Origin of the sequence: Ghiorsea bivora (assembly GCF_000744415.1) — a bacterium.
In the GTDB taxonomy this organism is placed as follows: domain Bacteria; phylum Pseudomonadota; class Zetaproteobacteria; order Mariprofundales; family Mariprofundaceae; genus Ghiorsea; species Ghiorsea bivora.
Window position 1 is genome coordinate 71,657 of record NZ_JQLW01000012.1, and the last position, 15,844, is coordinate 87,500.

General features: G+C 43.4%; 17 protein-coding genes and 1 rRNA gene (1 of these 18 only partly in view). 2 read left to right on the forward strand and 16 right to left on the reverse strand.

The features are described from left to right. Positions 1–16: 16 nt before the first annotated feature. The 10 genes from DM09_RS10350 to DM09_RS10395 all read right to left on the reverse strand — a co-directional run bounded on the left by DM09_RS10350 (position 17) and on the right by DM09_RS10395 (position 7,967). Positions 17–1,168 carry a murein hydrolase activator EnvC family protein gene (locus tag DM09_RS10350; protein ID WP_038250849.1) on the reverse strand — a complete coding sequence of 384 codons (1,152 nt, stop codon included), beginning with the start codon at positions 1,166–1,168 and terminating at the stop codon, positions 17–19. Then, positions 1,165–1,614, reverse strand: a complete 450-nt coding sequence (locus tag DM09_RS10355) for a 23S rRNA (pseudouridine(1915)-N(3))-methyltransferase RlmH (protein ID WP_038250852.1) — start codon at positions 1,612–1,614, stop codon at positions 1,165–1,167. Before DM09_RS10355 ends, DM09_RS10350 begins: the two co-directional genes overlap by 4 nt. Beyond that, positions 1,611–1,964, reverse strand: a complete 354-nt coding sequence (rsfS, locus tag DM09_RS10360) for a ribosome silencing factor (protein WP_038250855.1) — start codon at positions 1,962–1,964, stop codon at positions 1,611–1,613. Before rsfS ends, DM09_RS10355 begins: the two co-directional genes overlap by 4 nt. Beyond that, positions 1,961–2,593 (reverse strand): nicotinate (nicotinamide) nucleotide adenylyltransferase, encoded by a 633-nt coding sequence (nadD, locus tag DM09_RS10365; protein ID WP_051938397.1) that lies wholly within the window; start codon positions 2,591–2,593, stop codon positions 1,961–1,963. The genes rsfS and nadD overlap by 4 nt, the downstream gene beginning before the upstream one ends. Before the next feature lie 105 nt (positions 2,594–2,698). Beyond that, positions 2,699–3,151 carry a dUTP diphosphatase gene (gene dut / locus DM09_RS10370; RefSeq protein ID WP_038250857.1) on the reverse strand — a complete coding sequence of 151 codons (453 nt, stop codon included), beginning with the start codon at positions 3,149–3,151 and terminating at the stop codon, positions 2,699–2,701. Positions 3,152–3,155: 4 nt separating this feature from the next. Next, positions 3,156–3,515, reverse strand: coding sequence for a YiiD C-terminal domain-containing protein (locus DM09_RS10375; protein WP_318024172.1), 360 nt, complete (start codon positions 3,513–3,515; stop codon positions 3,156–3,158). A gap of 103 nt (positions 3,516–3,618) precedes the next feature. Beyond that, entirely contained in the window at positions 3,619–4,833 is a 1,215-nt protein-coding gene (locus DM09_RS10380; RefSeq protein WP_051938398.1) for a multidrug effflux MFS transporter, read from the reverse strand. Positions 4,834–4,956: 123 nt separating this feature from the next. After that, on the reverse strand, positions 4,957–5,373 hold the full coding sequence (locus DM09_RS10385; RefSeq protein WP_038250860.1) for a CBS domain-containing protein: 417 nt from the start codon (positions 5,371–5,373) through the stop codon (positions 4,957–4,959). 45 nt (positions 5,374–5,418) lie between these two features. After that, positions 5,419–6,852 (reverse strand): UDP-N-acetylmuramate:L-alanyl-gamma-D-glutamyl-meso-diaminopimelate ligase, encoded by a 1,434-nt coding sequence (mpl, locus tag DM09_RS10390; RefSeq protein WP_232507818.1) that lies wholly within the window; start codon positions 6,850–6,852, stop codon positions 5,419–5,421. Next, positions 6,819–7,967, reverse strand: a complete 1,149-nt coding sequence (locus DM09_RS10395; RefSeq protein ID WP_051938399.1) for an MFS transporter — start codon at positions 7,965–7,967, stop codon at positions 6,819–6,821. Before DM09_RS10395 ends, mpl begins: the two co-directional genes overlap by 34 nt. A 268-nt stretch (positions 7,968–8,235) precedes the next feature. Here DM09_RS10395 and DM09_RS10400 point away from each other — a divergent pair, with 268 nt between their 5' ends. After that, positions 8,236–8,427 (forward strand): NADH-quinone oxidoreductase subunit NuoE family protein, encoded by a 192-nt coding sequence (locus tag DM09_RS10400; protein WP_038250863.1) that lies wholly within the window; start codon positions 8,236–8,238, stop codon positions 8,425–8,427. A gap of 111 nt (positions 8,428–8,538) precedes the next feature. Here DM09_RS10400 and DM09_RS10405 read toward each other — a convergent pair whose 3' ends face one another. The 6 genes from DM09_RS10405 to gspK are packed head-to-tail and all read right to left on the reverse strand — an operon-like array spanning position 8,539 to position 14,886. Further along, a complete protein-coding gene (locus DM09_RS10405) occupies positions 8,539–9,543 on the reverse strand; it encodes an FAD-binding oxidoreductase (RefSeq protein WP_038250867.1) in 1,005 nt (334 codons plus the stop codon). A gap of 1 nt (position 9,544) precedes the next feature. Further along, positions 9,545–11,260 carry a DNA polymerase III subunit gamma/tau gene (gene dnaX / locus DM09_RS10410; RefSeq protein ID WP_038250870.1) on the reverse strand — a complete coding sequence of 572 codons (1,716 nt, stop codon included), beginning with the start codon at positions 11,258–11,260 and terminating at the stop codon, positions 9,545–9,547. Next, positions 11,260–12,105, reverse strand: a complete 846-nt coding sequence (locus tag DM09_RS10415; RefSeq protein ID WP_038250872.1) for a translocation/assembly module TamB domain-containing protein — start codon at positions 12,103–12,105, stop codon at positions 11,260–11,262. Before DM09_RS10415 ends, dnaX begins: the two co-directional genes overlap by 1 nt. 1 nt (position 12,106) lies before the next feature. After that, positions 12,107–12,652, reverse strand: a complete 546-nt coding sequence (gspM, locus tag DM09_RS10420) for a type II secretion system protein GspM (RefSeq protein WP_038250875.1) — start codon at positions 12,650–12,652, stop codon at positions 12,107–12,109. Further along, complete coding sequence (locus tag DM09_RS10425) at positions 12,649–13,944, reverse strand: GspL/Epsl periplasmic domain-containing protein (RefSeq protein ID WP_038250877.1); 1,296 nt, start codon at positions 13,942–13,944, stop codon at positions 12,649–12,651. The genes gspM and DM09_RS10425 overlap by 4 nt, the downstream gene beginning before the upstream one ends. Further along, positions 13,945–14,886 carry a type II secretion system minor pseudopilin GspK gene (gspK, locus tag DM09_RS10430; protein ID WP_038250879.1) on the reverse strand — a complete coding sequence of 314 codons (942 nt, stop codon included), beginning with the start codon at positions 14,884–14,886 and terminating at the stop codon, positions 13,945–13,947. Between the two features lie 673 nt (positions 14,887–15,559). Here gspK and DM09_RS10435 point away from each other — a divergent pair. Beyond that, positions 15,560–15,844: ribosomal RNA gene (locus DM09_RS10435) — 16S ribosomal RNA — on the forward strand; it runs 1,256 nt beyond the window's last position.

The following is a 15,844-nucleotide window of genomic DNA, read 5'->3' on the forward strand; positions in this document are numbered from 1 at the left end:
TTGCCTCATGTATGGGTTATTTCTTACACCATTTTGCAGGATTAACAGGTCGCCCTTTGTCTCGAATCTCAAAGTATAAACGTACATCTTCAATCCAACCAGTACTACCTGCCTCAGCGAGAACCTCGCCTTTTTCTACCCAGTCGCCCAGTTGTTTGTACAGCGCATCATTGTGTGCATACACTGCCATAATACCATGCCCATAATCAACAATCATCATCAGTCCGTACCCACCGAACCAATCGGCATAGCGCACTTGCCCTTCACCGAGAGCATGTACCAACCGACCTTGTGGGGAGCGGTGTTTGGGTGCGATGTGTACGCCTGAAAGACGCACACCAGTGCTGGTTTTTTGTTTGAAGCCGATAAGTACGCGACCTTGAAGCGGCCAAGCAAGTTTACCTTTTTGTCTGCGGATTGAGGTTGTTTTTCCTTGTTTGTCACTGGCAAGAAGTGTGTCACCCAAGCCGTTAAGTAAGCGTTGTAATGCTTTTTCTTGTTTTGCCAAACGTCGGTCTTGTGCTTTCTTTTTCTTGATGTCAGCGCGTAATTGCTGGGCAGCTTTTTTCTTTGCATGAAGCTTGTTGACCAAATCCTCTTCTGCTTGCTTACGTTCGTCTTGCAAAGTAAGCAGTTGCTCGCGATTAGCTTTTTCTTCTTGTTCAATCACAGCGAGTTCTTCAATGGTTTTGCGCCAAAGCTTGCGGTCTTCTTCTTGGGATAACATGGCTGATTTCAATAAAAACTGGCGGTGGGGTATCTCGGTAATAGATGTGCCTGAAAGCACATCCACCCAAATGGATTGGCTGCCTGCATGCTGGTAAGCAGTGGAGGCTTCTTTGAGCATTTGCCGCTGTAGTTGTTCAATTGTTTTTTGAATGTTCTTTTTCTTTTTTGCTAATTTGCTAATGCGCTTATCAACAGCTTTGATGTCATCGCGAACTTGCCAATATGCTTTACGCGCTTTAAGCAATGCCATATCCAGTTTTTTTAGGCTTTTACCAACACTACCAAGCTCCTTATTTAAAGCTTGCTGTGCATTTTTCACCAATTGACGTTGCTTTTGAATACTTTGCAGCTCACTTTTAACATCACGGGCAGCAAGGGCAGGGGTGTTGACCGCTGTGCATAAGATGAATGCCAATAAAAATGCAGATAAAGTTTTCATACTTTGTGGTAAGGATGCCCTTGGATAATAGAAAAAGCACGGTAGAGCTGTTCAATAACCAATACTCGTGCCAATTGATGTGGCAGAGTTAATTTGGATAAGCACCAAGTGTGTTTGGCTTGTTGGCGAACTTCATCGGATACACCAGCCGCACCACCAATCACAAAATCAATGCTGGCATTGCCAACTTGTGTTTTAAAAAAATCTGCCCATTGCATACTGGTGAATGATTTTCCTTTTTCATCAAACAGTATAAAACCTTGTTGTGCAGCTTTAAGGATATGTTTGGCTTCATCGGCTTTGATTTGGTTGAGTTGTTTGGCTTTGCTTTCAGGCAGTTCAACAATCTCAAACTGGTGCGCACTTTGCAGGCGTTTTTTTAGTGATGCTTCATAATCACGAAAATCTTTGCCTGCTTTGCCAACCACCAATAGCCTTAATTTCATGCTTTTGTTTGTTCATCCTCTGGTGTGCTCCAAAGGCGTTCAAGTTGGAAAGATTCACGAACTTCTGGAAGGAATAAATGAACAATAATATCACCCAAATCAACCACCAACCATTCCAATGCTTCCATGCCATCGACACGCGCTGTTAAACCATTGCTATGCCCAACTTCACGCACACCATTGGCAAGTGCTTTAAGTTGGCGGTCGGTTCTGCCTGTGGCTAGGATAAATTGGTCGGCAAAATTGCAGCGACCTTGAACATTAAGGGTAATGATGTCCAACCCCTTTTTATCTTCAATGGCCTCAATCACCTCTGCATTTAGTTGTTCCAATGTTTTTACTTCACTCATGTTGTTCTCTCTTTGTTGAATTCACCCGAAGCATAACATGCTAAAATGGCATTGCAGGTATCTTGATGCAAATATTTTTGCTGAAGCTTGGGATTGTTGCGAATTTGGGTGGCGGAAATATCGGGCAAAGTTTGGTTGATAAAAATAACATGCCCTGCATCTAGCCTATGATTTAAAGTGGATGTTCCTTTCCAACCCATTGTTTCTACGGTTTTTTTTATGTTTTCTCGTTGAAAAACAGCAAGGTTACATAGCTTTTGATGCTCAGGGTATTCTACCCAGTTTGGCATGTCTAAAAAGGAATCCAAACCCATAAGCCATATCGGTATGATGTTTGGATTTTCAGCTTGAAAGCGGCGTAATGTGGCAATAGCAGGGCTGGGTTTTGTATGATTAACCTCCCAATCAACAATGCGCACACGCGGTTCATCAGCAAAAATAGTGGAAAGCCATGATAGCCGTTGTTTTGGGCTTGCTTTGCCTGAAAGTTGGCGGTGAACAGGTAAACCCACAGGAATCACCCAAATTTTATCAAGGTTTAACTGCGCAAGTGCGCTATCCACCAAAGCTTTATGACCCAAGTGTGGCGGGTCGAAACTGCCCCCAAAAAAAGCTATTCGCATAGACATCTAATTACTTATCCGTCATTCCCGCGCAGGCGGGAATCCATGTCATAACATAGTCTAAATCGGACAACTGGATTCCCGCCTGCGCGGGAATGACTGGATGGTTCATTACTTGCGACCAGAACTGCCAAAGCCACCTTCACCGCGTACGGTTTCAGAAAGCTCAGTGACGGCTTGGAAATCAGCTTGCACAAATTGGGCAATCACCATTTGTGCAATGCGTTCACCTCTGGTGATGGTAAAAGGTTCTTTACCGTGGTTAATGAGAATTACACCCACTTCACCGCGATAATCAGCATCAATCGTACCTGGTGAGTTAAGCACGGTAATTCCATGTTTATAGGCAAGCCCAGAGCGTGGACGAATTTGTGCTTCATAGCCATCTGCCAAGGCCATGGCAAAACCTGTTTTAATCAGTTTATATTCACCCGGTGTGAGCACAATATCTTCATCAATGGCTGCTCTTAGATCTGCGCCTGCAGCTTGTGCCGAAGCATAAAAGGGAAGCTCTAAACCTTCACCGTGGGGTAGTTGTTGAATTTGAACAATACTATGTTGCATGGTGTTATCCTTTGTCGTCTAAAATTAAGGCTACATATACACCTTGGTGTGTGCCGCCTATGCCTGATTCAGGGCTAATCACTTCTGATGCTACGTTGATGCGAGCCTTACCATGTCGCTTTAATGTTTTTATAAACTTACACCACGTTTGTGTATCAGGCATATGGCAAATGGTTGTGAAATCATCAGGTATAGGGTTCTTAAAGTCAAAGCTACTTTTTTGAATGACCAAACGGCAGCTTATATTTTCTTCTTTGAGTTTGATAAACAATAATGCCCAACCTGATAACACACCCAATGCAGACAGACTGTCACCAAAAGCTGTGTCCCTATGATTAAGGTTGGGTGCAAGCGGTGTGGATATGAAACTTTTTTACCATCATAACCTTTGATTTTAGCACCTAGGGCGTTGGTCAGCGGCATATGCTCATGTACATAATCGTGAATCTTTTCAAGATTAATATGCATTAAATATCATCTTTTTGATGTTTAAGCCAAAACATCACCAGTAAAGATAATAGACTAAAGGTGATAAAACCTGAAACCAAAGGTAGTACAGACTGCGCATAACTTTGCCCTATGATTGCACCAAAAGGAACAGCAATAAATGTGGACACTGCACCCACCAAAGATGCACCAATGCCTGCCATGTGTCCCAATGGTTCCATCGCAAGCCCATTTAAATTACCCATCAAAATGCCAAAACAAAACAATACGATAGCCAAGTACACCATAAGCTGCCAAAGGGCTGGGTTACCATTGGACTTGCTACTAAACCAAAAGAAAATGATGGAAACGGCACTAATCGTGAATAAGGCATACTTTGACATATCATGCATACCATATTTCATCACCAACTTGGCATTTAATAAGGATGCGAGGCCAACAGAAATCGCCAATACACCAAAATAGAGAGGAAACATTACACCCAGATGATATTGCTCTTGAAAGATTTGTTGGGAGGAATTGAGGTAACCCAAGAATGCGCTAAATACAAAACCTGACATCACGGTGTATGCCATGACTTCTTTGTTCTTAAGAATAAGCCATAGGTTTTTTCCGATGTTTTTCAGCGAGAAAGGGGTTTTGTCTTCATGATGAATGGTTTCAACTTGTCGAATAACAAACCAAACCAGTACTAGAACACTTAAGGCTAAAATAAATACAAAAATCATGCGCCAGTGTGCGATAAATAGAATAGCTTGCCCTAATGCAGGGGCTAAAATGGGCACAAGAATAAACAGCGACATAATCAATGACATCACTTTTCCCATTTCATTACCATGGTATAAGTCACGTACTAAAGCGACCGTGATAATGCGTGCAGAAGCAAGCCCTAAACCTTGTAGAAACCTACCCAAAAGCATAATGCTATAAGATTCGGAAATAAGGGAAATGATACAGCCAGCAATGGCAATGGAAAGACCAAGGTAAATAGCAGGTTTTCGGCCAAAACTGTCGGATAATGGGCCATAAAAAATCATACCGATGCTAAAACCTAAAAAGAGCAGTGAAATAATGAGTTGATTGTCGTTGCTGTGGGCAACTTGTAAGTCTTGCCCAATTTGAGCCATGGCAGGCAACATAATATCAATAGAAAGCGCCATGAGTGACATTAATAATGCCATCAAAGCAATGAATTCACCAAAGTGCATATCACTTTTTTGTATGGGTTTATTCATGATAATAAAAGTGTTTTTTGTGGCAGATTAACATAAGTCCAACAGGCTCCTAGGCATCGCCGCAACATAAACTCCTTTATGGCTTTCGCCAAGCTTTGCTTTTTTACTTGAGATAAACGGTGGTTACTGATTTTTATGCTGATGATCGAGTGCTTTGAGAATATCGCGGGTAGTGATGACGCCCACAGGTACTTGTTGCTCATCAACGATGGGAATACATGAAATATTATGTTGATTCAGTAGGCTGATAATATCATAAATGTTCGCGTCTAAAGTTGATGTGATAAGTTTTCGGGACATGATTTGATGCACTTTTTTATCTAAAGTGGATAAATCTTTGAATGTTTCATTGATGGTATCAAGGTTAGGGCTAAGTGCTTTGAATAAGTCTCTATCGGATATAATGCCGCACAACTTTTTATCTTCCACAACCAGCAGATGGTGATACCCCGTATTTTTGAGTTTGTTTTGCACTGTTTTTAAGGTGTCACCAAGCGATACAGTGCTAATACGCTTGCTCATAAGTTGTTTGATATTCATGCGTTCTCCTGCTTGATTACTCTATCGCCGATAAAGGCGAAGGCTTTATTGCAGACTTATGAGCAAACGTTGGTGAATGTTCTCAAAGCCACCATTGGATAGAATTAACACAATATCATTGGCTTTTGCATGATTTTTGATGTGTTGGATAATTTTATCTGTGGTTTTAAGCACTTGGGCATCAATATGTTGTGTATTTAGCGTTTGGCAGACTTGGTTGACATCCAACACATCATTTTCTTGTATATTGCGATGGGATGGTGGTGAGAAGATGACATGGTCTGCGGATATTAGTGACTGTGGCAATGTGTTTTGGTGAATTTTCATGCGCATGGTGTTGGAGCGTGGCTCAAGCACCACCCAAAGTTTACCGCTGCTCAGACTTGATTTGACCGCATCCACAATGCCTTTGATAGCCGTAGGATGATGCGCGAAATCATCATAAATGGTGATGCCATTTGCCTCGCCAACCTTGCTCATACGACGGCGTACACCTTTAAATGTTTCAAATGCTTGTTGAATGTCCGTTAAACTTACACCCATATGTGTTGCGGCAGCTGCCACGGCACAGGCATTGGCTATATGATGTTTACCTATGCTATTCCACTTGGCTTCAAGGCAGGCTTGTCCATGATGATACAGTTTAAAATGTGAACCATCTTCTTGTAAAGCTTGCCACTGCCAGTCGGTTTTGATGCTGCTACCAAACTCAGCAAAGGTGGTGACAGGTGTCCATACACCTTGTTCAAGCACATCCATGATATTGGCATCATCAGTATTGGCGATAATGTTTCCCGTTTCAGGGATGGTGCGCAACAAATGGTTGAATTGGACCTTGATGGCATTCAAATCTTTGAAGATGTCTGCATGGTCGAACTCTAGGTTGTTTAAAATGAGAGTTTTGGCATGATAATGGATGAATTTGGAGCGTTTGTCGAAGAAGGCTGTGTCGTATTCATCCCCTTCAAGGACAAAGGGGCTTAAAGGGGAAGAGTGACCAATTCTTGCGCCTTCGCCAAAGTTTTCAGGGATACCACCAATCATAAAACCAGGCTGTTTTCCTGCCTCTTCCAATACCCATGCTAAAAGGGAAGATGTGGATGTTTTACCATGTGTGCCTGCGACCACGGCAGCATGTCTTTGGGGTAAAATATAACGCCCGATAAATTCAGGGCCTGACATATAGGGTAAGTCATGATTTAGGATGTATTCTACTTCTACATTGCCCCGACTCATGGCATTACCAATCAAACAAAGGTCAGGGGTGGGTTGTAAGTTACTTTCGGAGAATGTGGCAATTTCAACGCCCAAATCTTCAAGGTAGGTTGACATGGGTGGGTAAACGTTGGCATCTGAACCGGTTACTTTCCAGCCTTTTGCTTTGGCAAGGGAAGTAATGGCAGCCATGGCGGTGCCGCATACGCCAAGTACATGTAAATGTTGGCTCATGTCATTGTGTTTGCCTGTTTGAGTTTCCATACTGCAAGTAAACCCAATAGTGCGATAAAAGTACATGCATAAAATGCAGCGGCATAACCTTGTGTTTCAACAATCATACCGCAAAGCATGATGCCAAGGGTGCTACCTAAACCAAAACCGATAGAGCTGTACCAGCCTTGGGCTGATGTTTGACGATGCGGTTGAGCAAACTTACGCACCCAAGCTACCGCAGATAAGTGAAAAGCTGCAAAACTGGCTGCGTGCAAGAGTTGTAGTAATAAAATTGCCACAATATTGGTGGTGATGGCAAGCCCAAACCAACGCAGTGACGCAAGAAGCAGACATAAACCAAGCACCCAAACAGGCGATGCTTTTTGGATAGATTTACTCCAGTACCACATCAATAATATCTCTGCGAGCACACCTAATATCCAGAAAAAGCCAATTTCAGCGCCCGAATAACCCGCATCAATCATGTATAAACTAAAGAAACCATAATATGCTCCATGCGATGCCTGCATACAGAAGCCGATAAAAAGAAGCCACATCAAAGCTTTGGGATTGGGCTGTGAGCTTGGCTGTTGGTTATTTTGTTTGCTGATGGTGGATAAGTCAGGGAAACCTATGGCTGCAAGCGTGGTGAGTGCCAACAAACTTGTGAGTATCCAAGGAAACAGGCTGATGCTGTTGCCAACCAAATAAAGCCCACCTGCAAAAGATGCAATCACAAAACCTACAGAACCCCAAACTCGTAACCGCCCATAACTCATGATAGATATTTCTGAGACAACCAAAGATAGACCGTCTGTCAGTGGTAGGATTGCTGCCCAGAAGAAGCCGAAAACAATCACGATTGTAAGTAATACATTGATGTCCCAATGCGGAATGAGTAATGCGGATGCAGATGTAGCAAGCCCTGATGTGAGCAGTAAAAAAGTACGCGTATTGGTATTTCGGTATTCCAAAAGCAAACCTGCAAGTGGAGGCGCAATCACTTTTGCAGCGGCCAAAGCACCAACAAAAATGCCTACCCATACGGTGCTCATGCCTAAATCCGTGAGATAGACTGGGAAATAAGGCAGGATTAGCCCCATGGCAGCAAAGTAGGCTGCATAAAATAGACGAATGGCGATAAGGGATTGGTTGGAAATCACTGCGTTATACTCGTAGCTATCCTTGGGTTGTAAAGTTCATTGTTGTCATTTTGATTGTAGTGAAGCGGAAAGGAGAAGTCTTAGCATATTCGCGTGTGAAGACCATATGTGTAGCTGTAGCGCTGTATGGTTGTTCGACAAGGGAAGTGAGGCTTTAGCCTCGCCACTATGAAGATGGGTATGCTTATGGTCAGACGGGGCTAAAGCCACACTTCCTCTCAATTTTTTTCTCCGCGTGACTCTGTGTTCTCTGTGGTTAAAGTAACGCATGGCAAAGATAGAAGTATGTTTAGGGCAGAATTGTAAACCTTATGGTGGGCAAGACTTGGTGGATGTTTTAAAGGAAAAAGGTATTCCTTTTACAACCTTTGAATGCCGTAGTTTATGCACTTACGCCCCAGTTGTTTTTGTGGATGATAAAGCGAAGTTAAAAGCCACACGAGATGATTTATGTCTTTAGGTTATCCTTGCTGCTTGGCGTCAGGTGACGCGGTGATATTTTCCCTGCCGTAACACGCGAAAGCGGCGTGTTATGTGGGGTTCAATGGGAGGCTCCACCCTGTGCCATGTATTATGTTGATGCGGTGAAGGCATCAGCTAATATATCATTTTCGCTTAGCCCATGTTGTAGCAAGGTATCTTTCATGGTTTGCACTACTGCATCATCACCACATAAATATGCCCGTTTGCCTGCGCAGTCACCAAGTGTTTCAATGATAATTTGGTCGATTGCACCTTGTTTGCCATTTGTGGGGGGGGTCCCTTGAAGTACACACGGAATGTAGCTTAGGTTTTTTACACTATCCACCATTTCTTGGATTTCATCTTGGTAATACAAACCTTCTTGACTGAGGCTGGCATGAAACAGGTGGATTTGACCTTGGTGGTTGGATTCTAAAGCATCGCGAAGAATGCCAAACAAAGGCGCAAGCCCTGTGCCTACACCTGCTAAAATGATGTCTTGCTCTGGTTTTGCTTGTTGGTAATAACATGCGCCAGATGGTCCTGATATTTCAATGTTTTCACCATGTTGCAGCTCATCACACAACCAATTACTCATGCGCCCATTGGGCATACGTTTGATGTGTAGTTCCATAAAATTTTCACAGGGCAAAGAGGCAAGGGAATAACTTCGCGTGAGTTTGGTTTCAGGTTGGATAAGATTGATAAACTGACCTGCTTTGTATTGCAGCGGCTCAGGGCGCATCAAACAAAGGCGTAATACATCATCATTTAACCATGTTTTATCAATCACCATGGTGGTGTAACTTGCAAAATCAGAAATATTCTTTTCGGCAAAACTGACATTGGCTTTGGTGGCAAGTTCTATACTTATATCTTCGCTAGGTTTGCATATGCAGGGCAGAAAACAGCCTTGATCTTGCAAATGTTTATCCAAGGGTTCTTGGCTTTGAGAAGGCACTTCCCCTTGTGTTACTTTACACATGCAAGCTTGGCACAGCCCACCTTGGCAACTGTAGGGTACAAAAGCACCTTGTTCGAGCAGGGTAGATAATAAAGGTCTGCTGCTATCACAATTGTATGTTTTTTCTTTGAATGTTACTTGAATGTTCATTTCAATCGTCCTCAGTAGGGAGTTCAACCTCATTTTGTTCGGTGCTTGGCATTTCTGGTGGCCGCACATTGACCAATCGACAGTTTAATGCTTCTTTAAGCGCCTGAATATGCGGGTCACTTTCGGCATCTTGCCAAAGTTTTCGTGTGTATTCATTGGCTTCACGCTTTTTTTGTTCTAGTAAACTTTCACCATCTTCATTGGTACGTTTTCCCCAGATGACTTTACGTTTTAACCACGATTCAAAACCCTGCCTATCTTGGTTGGTGATAGCATCTTGCTGATGTGCATCCAATAGAAGCAAAACATCATCATCAAAACGCTGGCAGAGCACATGCTCCAACATGGCAGCAATACCTGGTTTTATTTGGTGATACTGCTGCATGGCTTCTTCCCATGAATTGGGGGGTGATACAGGCGCAGACACTTCAGTTTCTTGATGGGTATTGCTGTTTGCTAAACTATTTTGTGTTGCTGGCTCTGTGTGTTGTGGCGCAGGTGTTTGTTTTGTTTCTTGGGTAGCAGTTAGAGCCACCTTTTGTGTAAATTCACGCTTTTTTACAGGTTCTACGTTTTTAATCGTTTTTTTTTCTGCTATATCTTGTGCAGACATTTCCTTTTCTGGTGGTGATATAAAATTGAGGTGAGCCAAACGCATCACAATCATTTCAGCACCACGTTGTTCGTCAATCAATGGTAAATCGCGCAAGCCATGAATCAATACTTGATAGCGCATATCCAAAGCTTGCTCACTCCAACAGTCTGCTTGTTGCTGAACCCATGTTTGCGCAGCGCTGCTCATGCTTTGTGGCATCAGCGAAGCATCAAGCTTGCAGCACATCATTTCATGCAATAATTCAGAGAGTGACTTTAATAAGTGGGAGGGCGACACACCGACTTCGCGTGATTGGCGCAGGCTTTGTACAGCTTGTTTGGCATCACCTGACAACACAGCATGGGCAAGTTGTTGTGTTTGTTCAGAGCCAATAAGCCCTAGGGATTGTTGCACACTTTCTAAGGTGATGTCTTGGCTGGAAAAGGCTAAGACGCGTTCGGTAAGTGATAGTGCATCGCGTACGCTTCCATCTGCCGAGCGGGCAATCACTTGTAGCGCATCTTCCTGGGTGTTGATACCTTCTTCTTGAAGTACATAGGCCAAATAATCGGCGATTTCATCGACATTGAGGCGACGCAGGTCAAAGCGTTGGCAGCGTGAACGCACAGTGATAGGTAATTTGTCTGATTCTGTGGTTGCCAAAATAAACAACACATTTTCAGGCGGTTCTTCCAGTGTTTTTAATAAGGCATTAAACGCCGACTTGGACAACATGTGTGCTTCATCAATAATATAAACTTTGATTTTTAAGTGTACGGGTGGATAGCGCACACCATCCAAAATTTCACGAATATCATCCACACCCGTGTGACTTGCAGCATCCATTTCTTGCACATCAAGGTTGTTGCCTTTGGCAATGGATGTGCATGAATCACAAGTGCCGCAAGGTTCACCATCTTCAACTTGGGTGCAATTCACAGCCATTGCCATGAGTCGAGAAATGGTTGTTTTACCTACGCCGCGAATACCTGTCATCAAATATGCATGGGCTAAATGGTTGCTTGTTAAGGCGTTTTTTAGGGTGCGCACAATGACATCTTGCCCTGTTAAATCAGCAAAACGTTGTGGTCTCCATTTTCGTGCCAGTACAAGATATGACATTAGCGAACAATCTCCGTGCGCGGTTTACCCAGCGTGCCTGATATACGCAGGCTGGCTTCTGTGGTGCCCATCATAGACTGCATCATCATGGCAAGGGAAGGGTTGGTTTGGTCAACCTTGACGTTTATCAGCCCATCCACACCCCACCACTTGGGGTCAGGTTGTTGAGGTAACAATGTGCCATTGCCTTTGAGGGTAACGCCTGAGCCACCTGAAATATCCCAATGCCAAGGCTGGTTTTTTTGTGCATCACTGTAGATTTTGATGTGGTAATCACCCAAAGTAAACTTAGGCTGGGTTAAACCTGCTTTGGCTTGGTTCCATGTGATGTCCAAGTTCCCCGCTTCAAGTTGCTGAGTGTTTGGGTTGATGCGTATGTCACCCTGAGCTTGAATCACGCCAGATATACGGGCGGGGATTTGGCTCATGAGCTGTGCTGGGATGCGGCTGATGTCCACTACCGCATCAATATCATTGATTTGTAGGCTATCCCCTTGCTGGATAACAGTGAATGAGATGGGGTTGGTTTGCCAAAGTGTTTCAATGTTTGCACCGAGTTCACCGGATAGTAGTGCATTCCAAGCAAGGTTAGCCTCTAGTTTTTGCAGCTTAATGGACTGTTTATCTGCTTGGCTGATGTGCAGCTGTTGAAACACAATGCCAAAGCCTGACACAGCCATGCTTTCATACTGTAAGTTTACACCTGCTTGCTTGGCAGCCTGCTGGATTTGTGTGGATAACCAAGGTGAAATATCCCAGCGCAACAATGAAAAGGTGAGTAAAGCAAAAGTAAATATAAACAATAACTTTCGTTTGGAGTTGGGTGCTGGTGTCTGTTGGCTCATCTTATCGCCCAATACTTGCTTGCATATGTACAATGCCTATGCCTGCTGCTTGTATTTTAAGTTTTGTTAAGTTGTAGCCATTGTTTTCCAAGGTTGTGAGGAAACGGGTTAGCTTCTGGTAAGGCACATTTTTGATTTGTGTTTGCAAACGTTGACCTGCCCCCATGACTTGCTGTGGGCGCAAACGTGTCATATAGGAGCGAACACCAGTTTGACGTGCTAGTTTGTCTACATCGCTTAGAATATTATTGTTATTTGTGCTGCCTTGTTGTTTCGGTTTTCTGGCTAAGATGTCGGCGAGCTGGTTTGCCTCGGCAACTTGTTGGCTAAGTATTGCGATGTCATGATGCAGTGCTTTATTGGTATCAAGAATAGGTAACACAATACCAAAAATGAAGATAATAAGTGGCAGCATAACGGCTGCGATTTTTACAGTGCGCTGTTCACTTTCACCCAAAGCATCATAGCGTGGTGCAAGTTTTTCATCCCATAAGGTTTCCAGCTTGAGGCGTAGGTTATCGATGTGGTTTTGCATACTTATATTCATGACCAGCGCATCCTGAATGTAACTTCATTACCCTTTAAGTCGGTATCGGTGATTTTGACTTTTTGCCCAAGTTTTTCTTGTAGCGCATTGCTGATGTCATTTAATGCATCCAAGCTGTTAACCTGACCCGATATAACAACTTCATTGTTGTTGATACGCAATTCTTGCATGTGCCAAGGGTGTTTTTTGAATACAGCACTGATAATATTCAGTTGTGTTGTAACATGTTGGCTACTGTTGCTGGCATCATCACCCGTATGGGTAGCTTGGCGAAGCTGTGCCATAGCATCAATGATGACTGTTTGCTGTGGTAAACCTCGGTGAAAGGCTTGGATGATTTCATTGTTCATAGCGTCCAACTGTTGCCTAAGCTGGTAGTTTTCTATGCTTAGAATACTTAACCAGACGATGCTTGCCATAATAGCCAGCCCAATGGATCGCCACCATACTTTGGGTATGGATCCGTGATTTTTTGCAGCCCATTTTCCATGCCTTATATTCAGCGTATGCAGATTATTTTTGTGTGGCAGTGGTAAATTAAGGTTAATGATGTGTCGTTGTCCTAGATGTTCTTCAACTTGCAGTTGTTCACGCCCTTGGCAGAGCGGCATATTTTTCATGGCTGAAGGTATGCGACCGATGAGGTTGTGTTGTTCTGCATCAAACCCCATGGCTTGTAATGACAGGTTTACTTCATGGCAAAGTTGTTCGCAAATATTCGGGTCGTTGATGTCTGCATCTGTTGCAATGTTTAACCTACGCATACCCAACCATACGCCTTGTTTGTAATAGCCTAAAAATAAACCTTGGCTATCAGCATCAATGATAGCTGTATTGTCTACATCGTGTTGATCTAAGCAGTGGTTTAGGCGTTCCCAACCATCAATCAGTAAGAAGGGCGCATGTTGCCACATGGGGTCTTGTTGAATGGCATGTTTGAGTGGTTTAGGAAGGGCAAAAACAATGCCAGATATGCCACCGTCATGGTTGCTGTTGGCATGCCAAGTGAGCCACCAATCATCAGGTTCTATGCCTGCGCTATCGGCAAGCTCTTGGGCAAGCATGTTGGCATCAAGAAAACGAGGGTGTTTTAAAGGGAAGTTGAAAGTACGCACCAACAGGTTTTCAAGCGGCAAATAAATACAGCTTAAGGTTTGTGTTGTTTGTTCAATATGAGGTAGATGGGTGTCATCATCAATCGTCACAGGCATAATGTTTATTTGCCCGTGAAAATCACGAATGGCAATGGATGCAGGACACCAACTTAAGCTTGCAAGTGATGATTCAGTCATTTAAAACTGCCAACCCAAGCGTTCGCGCCACAAAAGTTGAACATTCTGTTGTGTACGTAATAATAAATACTCCTCGCGAACCTGGGCGCGTCCAAATGATGCATGTGTCCGCAGTGTAAATGTATCGCTGCCTACACTCAAGCGTGGAAGGTCTCCGCCTGCCACCCAAGGTAAGCTTTTTATGCTGTTCAAGTTTTCGTAGGGCATGTTTTCTGCCAGTGCTTCTACATCAAGTTTGCTCATGTTGGGGAAAAGCGCCATCAATACATTGGCAGGGGCGGTATTGATATTGATTGCAGTGGTTCCATTCTTTGTGTTTGGATGCACACAAGCCACATGTTTTAAGCGTCGGATAATGTTGGGTTTAAAACCTAAGATAAGTTTGAGTTCAGATAAATTATCTAGGCGAGCATTTTTTACTTTGTAGTCTTTATCATAATACATGGCATCTTCAGCGCCAAAGCTTCCGTAAGGTCTATTGTCCTTATCCATCCAGTCCACCAAGGCATCTACGAGGCTATTATCAATGGATAACAATGTGAAAAGGCGTTGAAGTTGCTCGACATGTTTCTGAATAGCGACACCATTATCATCAACCAAGTCGTTGAGGTTGAAGTAGCGGTTGCTATCTTCCAAGGTGACGCCAATGATACCATCGTCAATTGGAAAAGGCGGAAGCCCTAGTGCCCAGTCTTCTTCTAGGGAGTCCACGTTACCTGTTAATTTGTAATCTTCTTTAAGGTATAACTTGACCAATTCAAAGGCAGATTCACTTGCCATGGTTGCGCGAACTTCATCTTGCATATTGGTCGCGCGTTTAATGGCTATCATATCCTCATAAGCAGCCATACTTGCCCATGCTGCAATGATGGCGACCATGCCAAGCACCATAATTAGGGCTACACCGCGTTGCGTATGTAAATTGGAGTGTTGTTGCATCATGTGGGCAAGCTTAGTCAATGACGCATGGCTTGACTATGCTATGGTGCATCGAAGTAAAATGACAATCTATTATAATAGCTTCTTGAAACATGTCTCTAACACTCAAATCTCCCGTTAAAAATAAAGTGTTGTGTTATGAAAACTTGCCGTTAAGTTTCGCGTCCCTTCGCAAGGAGGGGCTGTTTATAAAGAAGGTTTTTTAGCAGTGCTTTATCAAGTTTGGTTGGCTGTTTTTGATTGTCATTTCGGCGTTAGAAACAAGCAGTTGACATGTTAAAGTTAGGCGATATGTTTCGCCTCCCTTCGTAAGAAGGGTCACAGGAAACGGTTTTGTAAGAGGTTGTTTTTTGTGGTTGATTTTGGATTGTTTGGATGTTGTTTTTGGTGTCTTAAGTAGGCGTTAAAAATAAGATGTTGACAAGTTAAAGTCAGGCGATAAAGTTCGCCGCCCGCAGCGAGACGGGTTACTTTTAAAGTGACATGTTACGGTGCTGGATTTGCTCTTTACAATATATAATTTTTACTTGAGCTGTGAGCGCATCGAGTCTTTCCTTAACTATTTGGTAGGATTACTTGATGTAAGCTTATAGTTCATAATATGAACGTTACGTTTATTTTTGAGTGGTCTTGTGACCAGATAGTTGGGATTAAGTAATATAACAAAGTTAAACTTTCTACGGAGAGTTTGATCCTGGCTCAGAACGAACGCTGGCGGCGTGCCTAACACATGCAAGTCGAACGGTAACAGATCTAGCTTGCTAGATGCTGACGAGTGGCGCACGGGTGAGTAACGCGTGGATATCTGCCTATTAGTGGGGGACAACTTGTGGAAACGCAAGCTAATACCGCATAAGCCCTACGGGGGAAAGCAGGGGACCTTCGGGCCTTGTGCTGATAGATGAGTCCGCGTCTGATTAGCTAGTTGGTAGGGTAAAGGCCTACCAAGGCGATGATCAGT

Bases quoted from the DNA above. Each gene is read 5' to 3' on its own strand.
- DM09_RS10405 (WP_038250867.1), bottom strand. From the start codon at position 9,543: ATGAACATTCAAGTAACATTCAAAGAAAAAACATACAATTGTGATAGC.
- dut (WP_038250857.1), bottom strand. From the start codon at position 3,151: ATGCAACATAGTATTGTTCAAATTCAACAACTACCCCACGGTGAAGGT.
- DM09_RS10355 (WP_038250852.1), bottom strand. From the start codon at position 1,614: ATGAAATTAAGGCTATTGGTGGTTGGCAAAGCAGGCAAAGATTTTCGT.
- DM09_RS10415 (WP_038250872.1), bottom strand. From the start codon at position 12,105: ATGAGCCAACAGACACCAGCACCCAACTCCAAACGAAAGTTATTGTTT.
- gspM (WP_038250875.1), bottom strand. From the start codon at position 12,652: ATGAATATAAGTATGCAAAACCACATCGATAACCTACGCCTCAAGCTG.
- dnaX (WP_038250870.1), bottom strand. From the start codon at position 11,260: ATGTCATATCTTGTACTGGCACGAAAATGGAGACCACAACGTTTTGCT.
- DM09_RS10385 (WP_038250860.1), bottom strand. From the start codon at position 5,373: ATGAATATCAAACAACTTATGAGCAAGCGTATTAGCACTGTATCGCTT.
- DM09_RS10380 (WP_051938398.1), bottom strand. From the start codon at position 4,833: ATGAATAAACCCATACAAAAAAGTGATATGCACTTTGGTGAATTCATT.
- DM09_RS10425 (WP_038250877.1), bottom strand. From the start codon at position 13,944: ATGACTGAATCATCACTTGCAAGCTTAAGTTGGTGTCCTGCATCCATT.
- rsfS (WP_038250855.1), bottom strand. From the start codon at position 1,964: ATGAGTGAAGTAAAAACATTGGAACAACTAAATGCAGAGGTGATTGAG.
- gspK (WP_038250879.1), bottom strand. From the start codon at position 14,886: ATGATGCAACAACACTCCAATTTACATACGCAACGCGGTGTAGCCCTA.
- DM09_RS10400 (WP_038250863.1), top strand. From the start codon at position 8,236: ATGGCAAAGATAGAAGTATGTTTAGGGCAGAATTGTAAACCTTATGGT.
- DM09_RS10350 (WP_038250849.1), bottom strand. From the start codon at position 1,168: ATGAAAACTTTATCTGCATTTTTATTGGCATTCATCTTATGCACAGCG.
- nadD (WP_051938397.1), bottom strand. From the start codon at position 2,593: ATGTCTATGCGAATAGCTTTTTTTGGGGGCAGTTTCGACCCGCCACAC.
- mpl (WP_232507818.1), bottom strand. From the start codon at position 6,852: ATGGAAACTCAAACAGGCAAACACAATGACATGAGCCAACATTTACAT.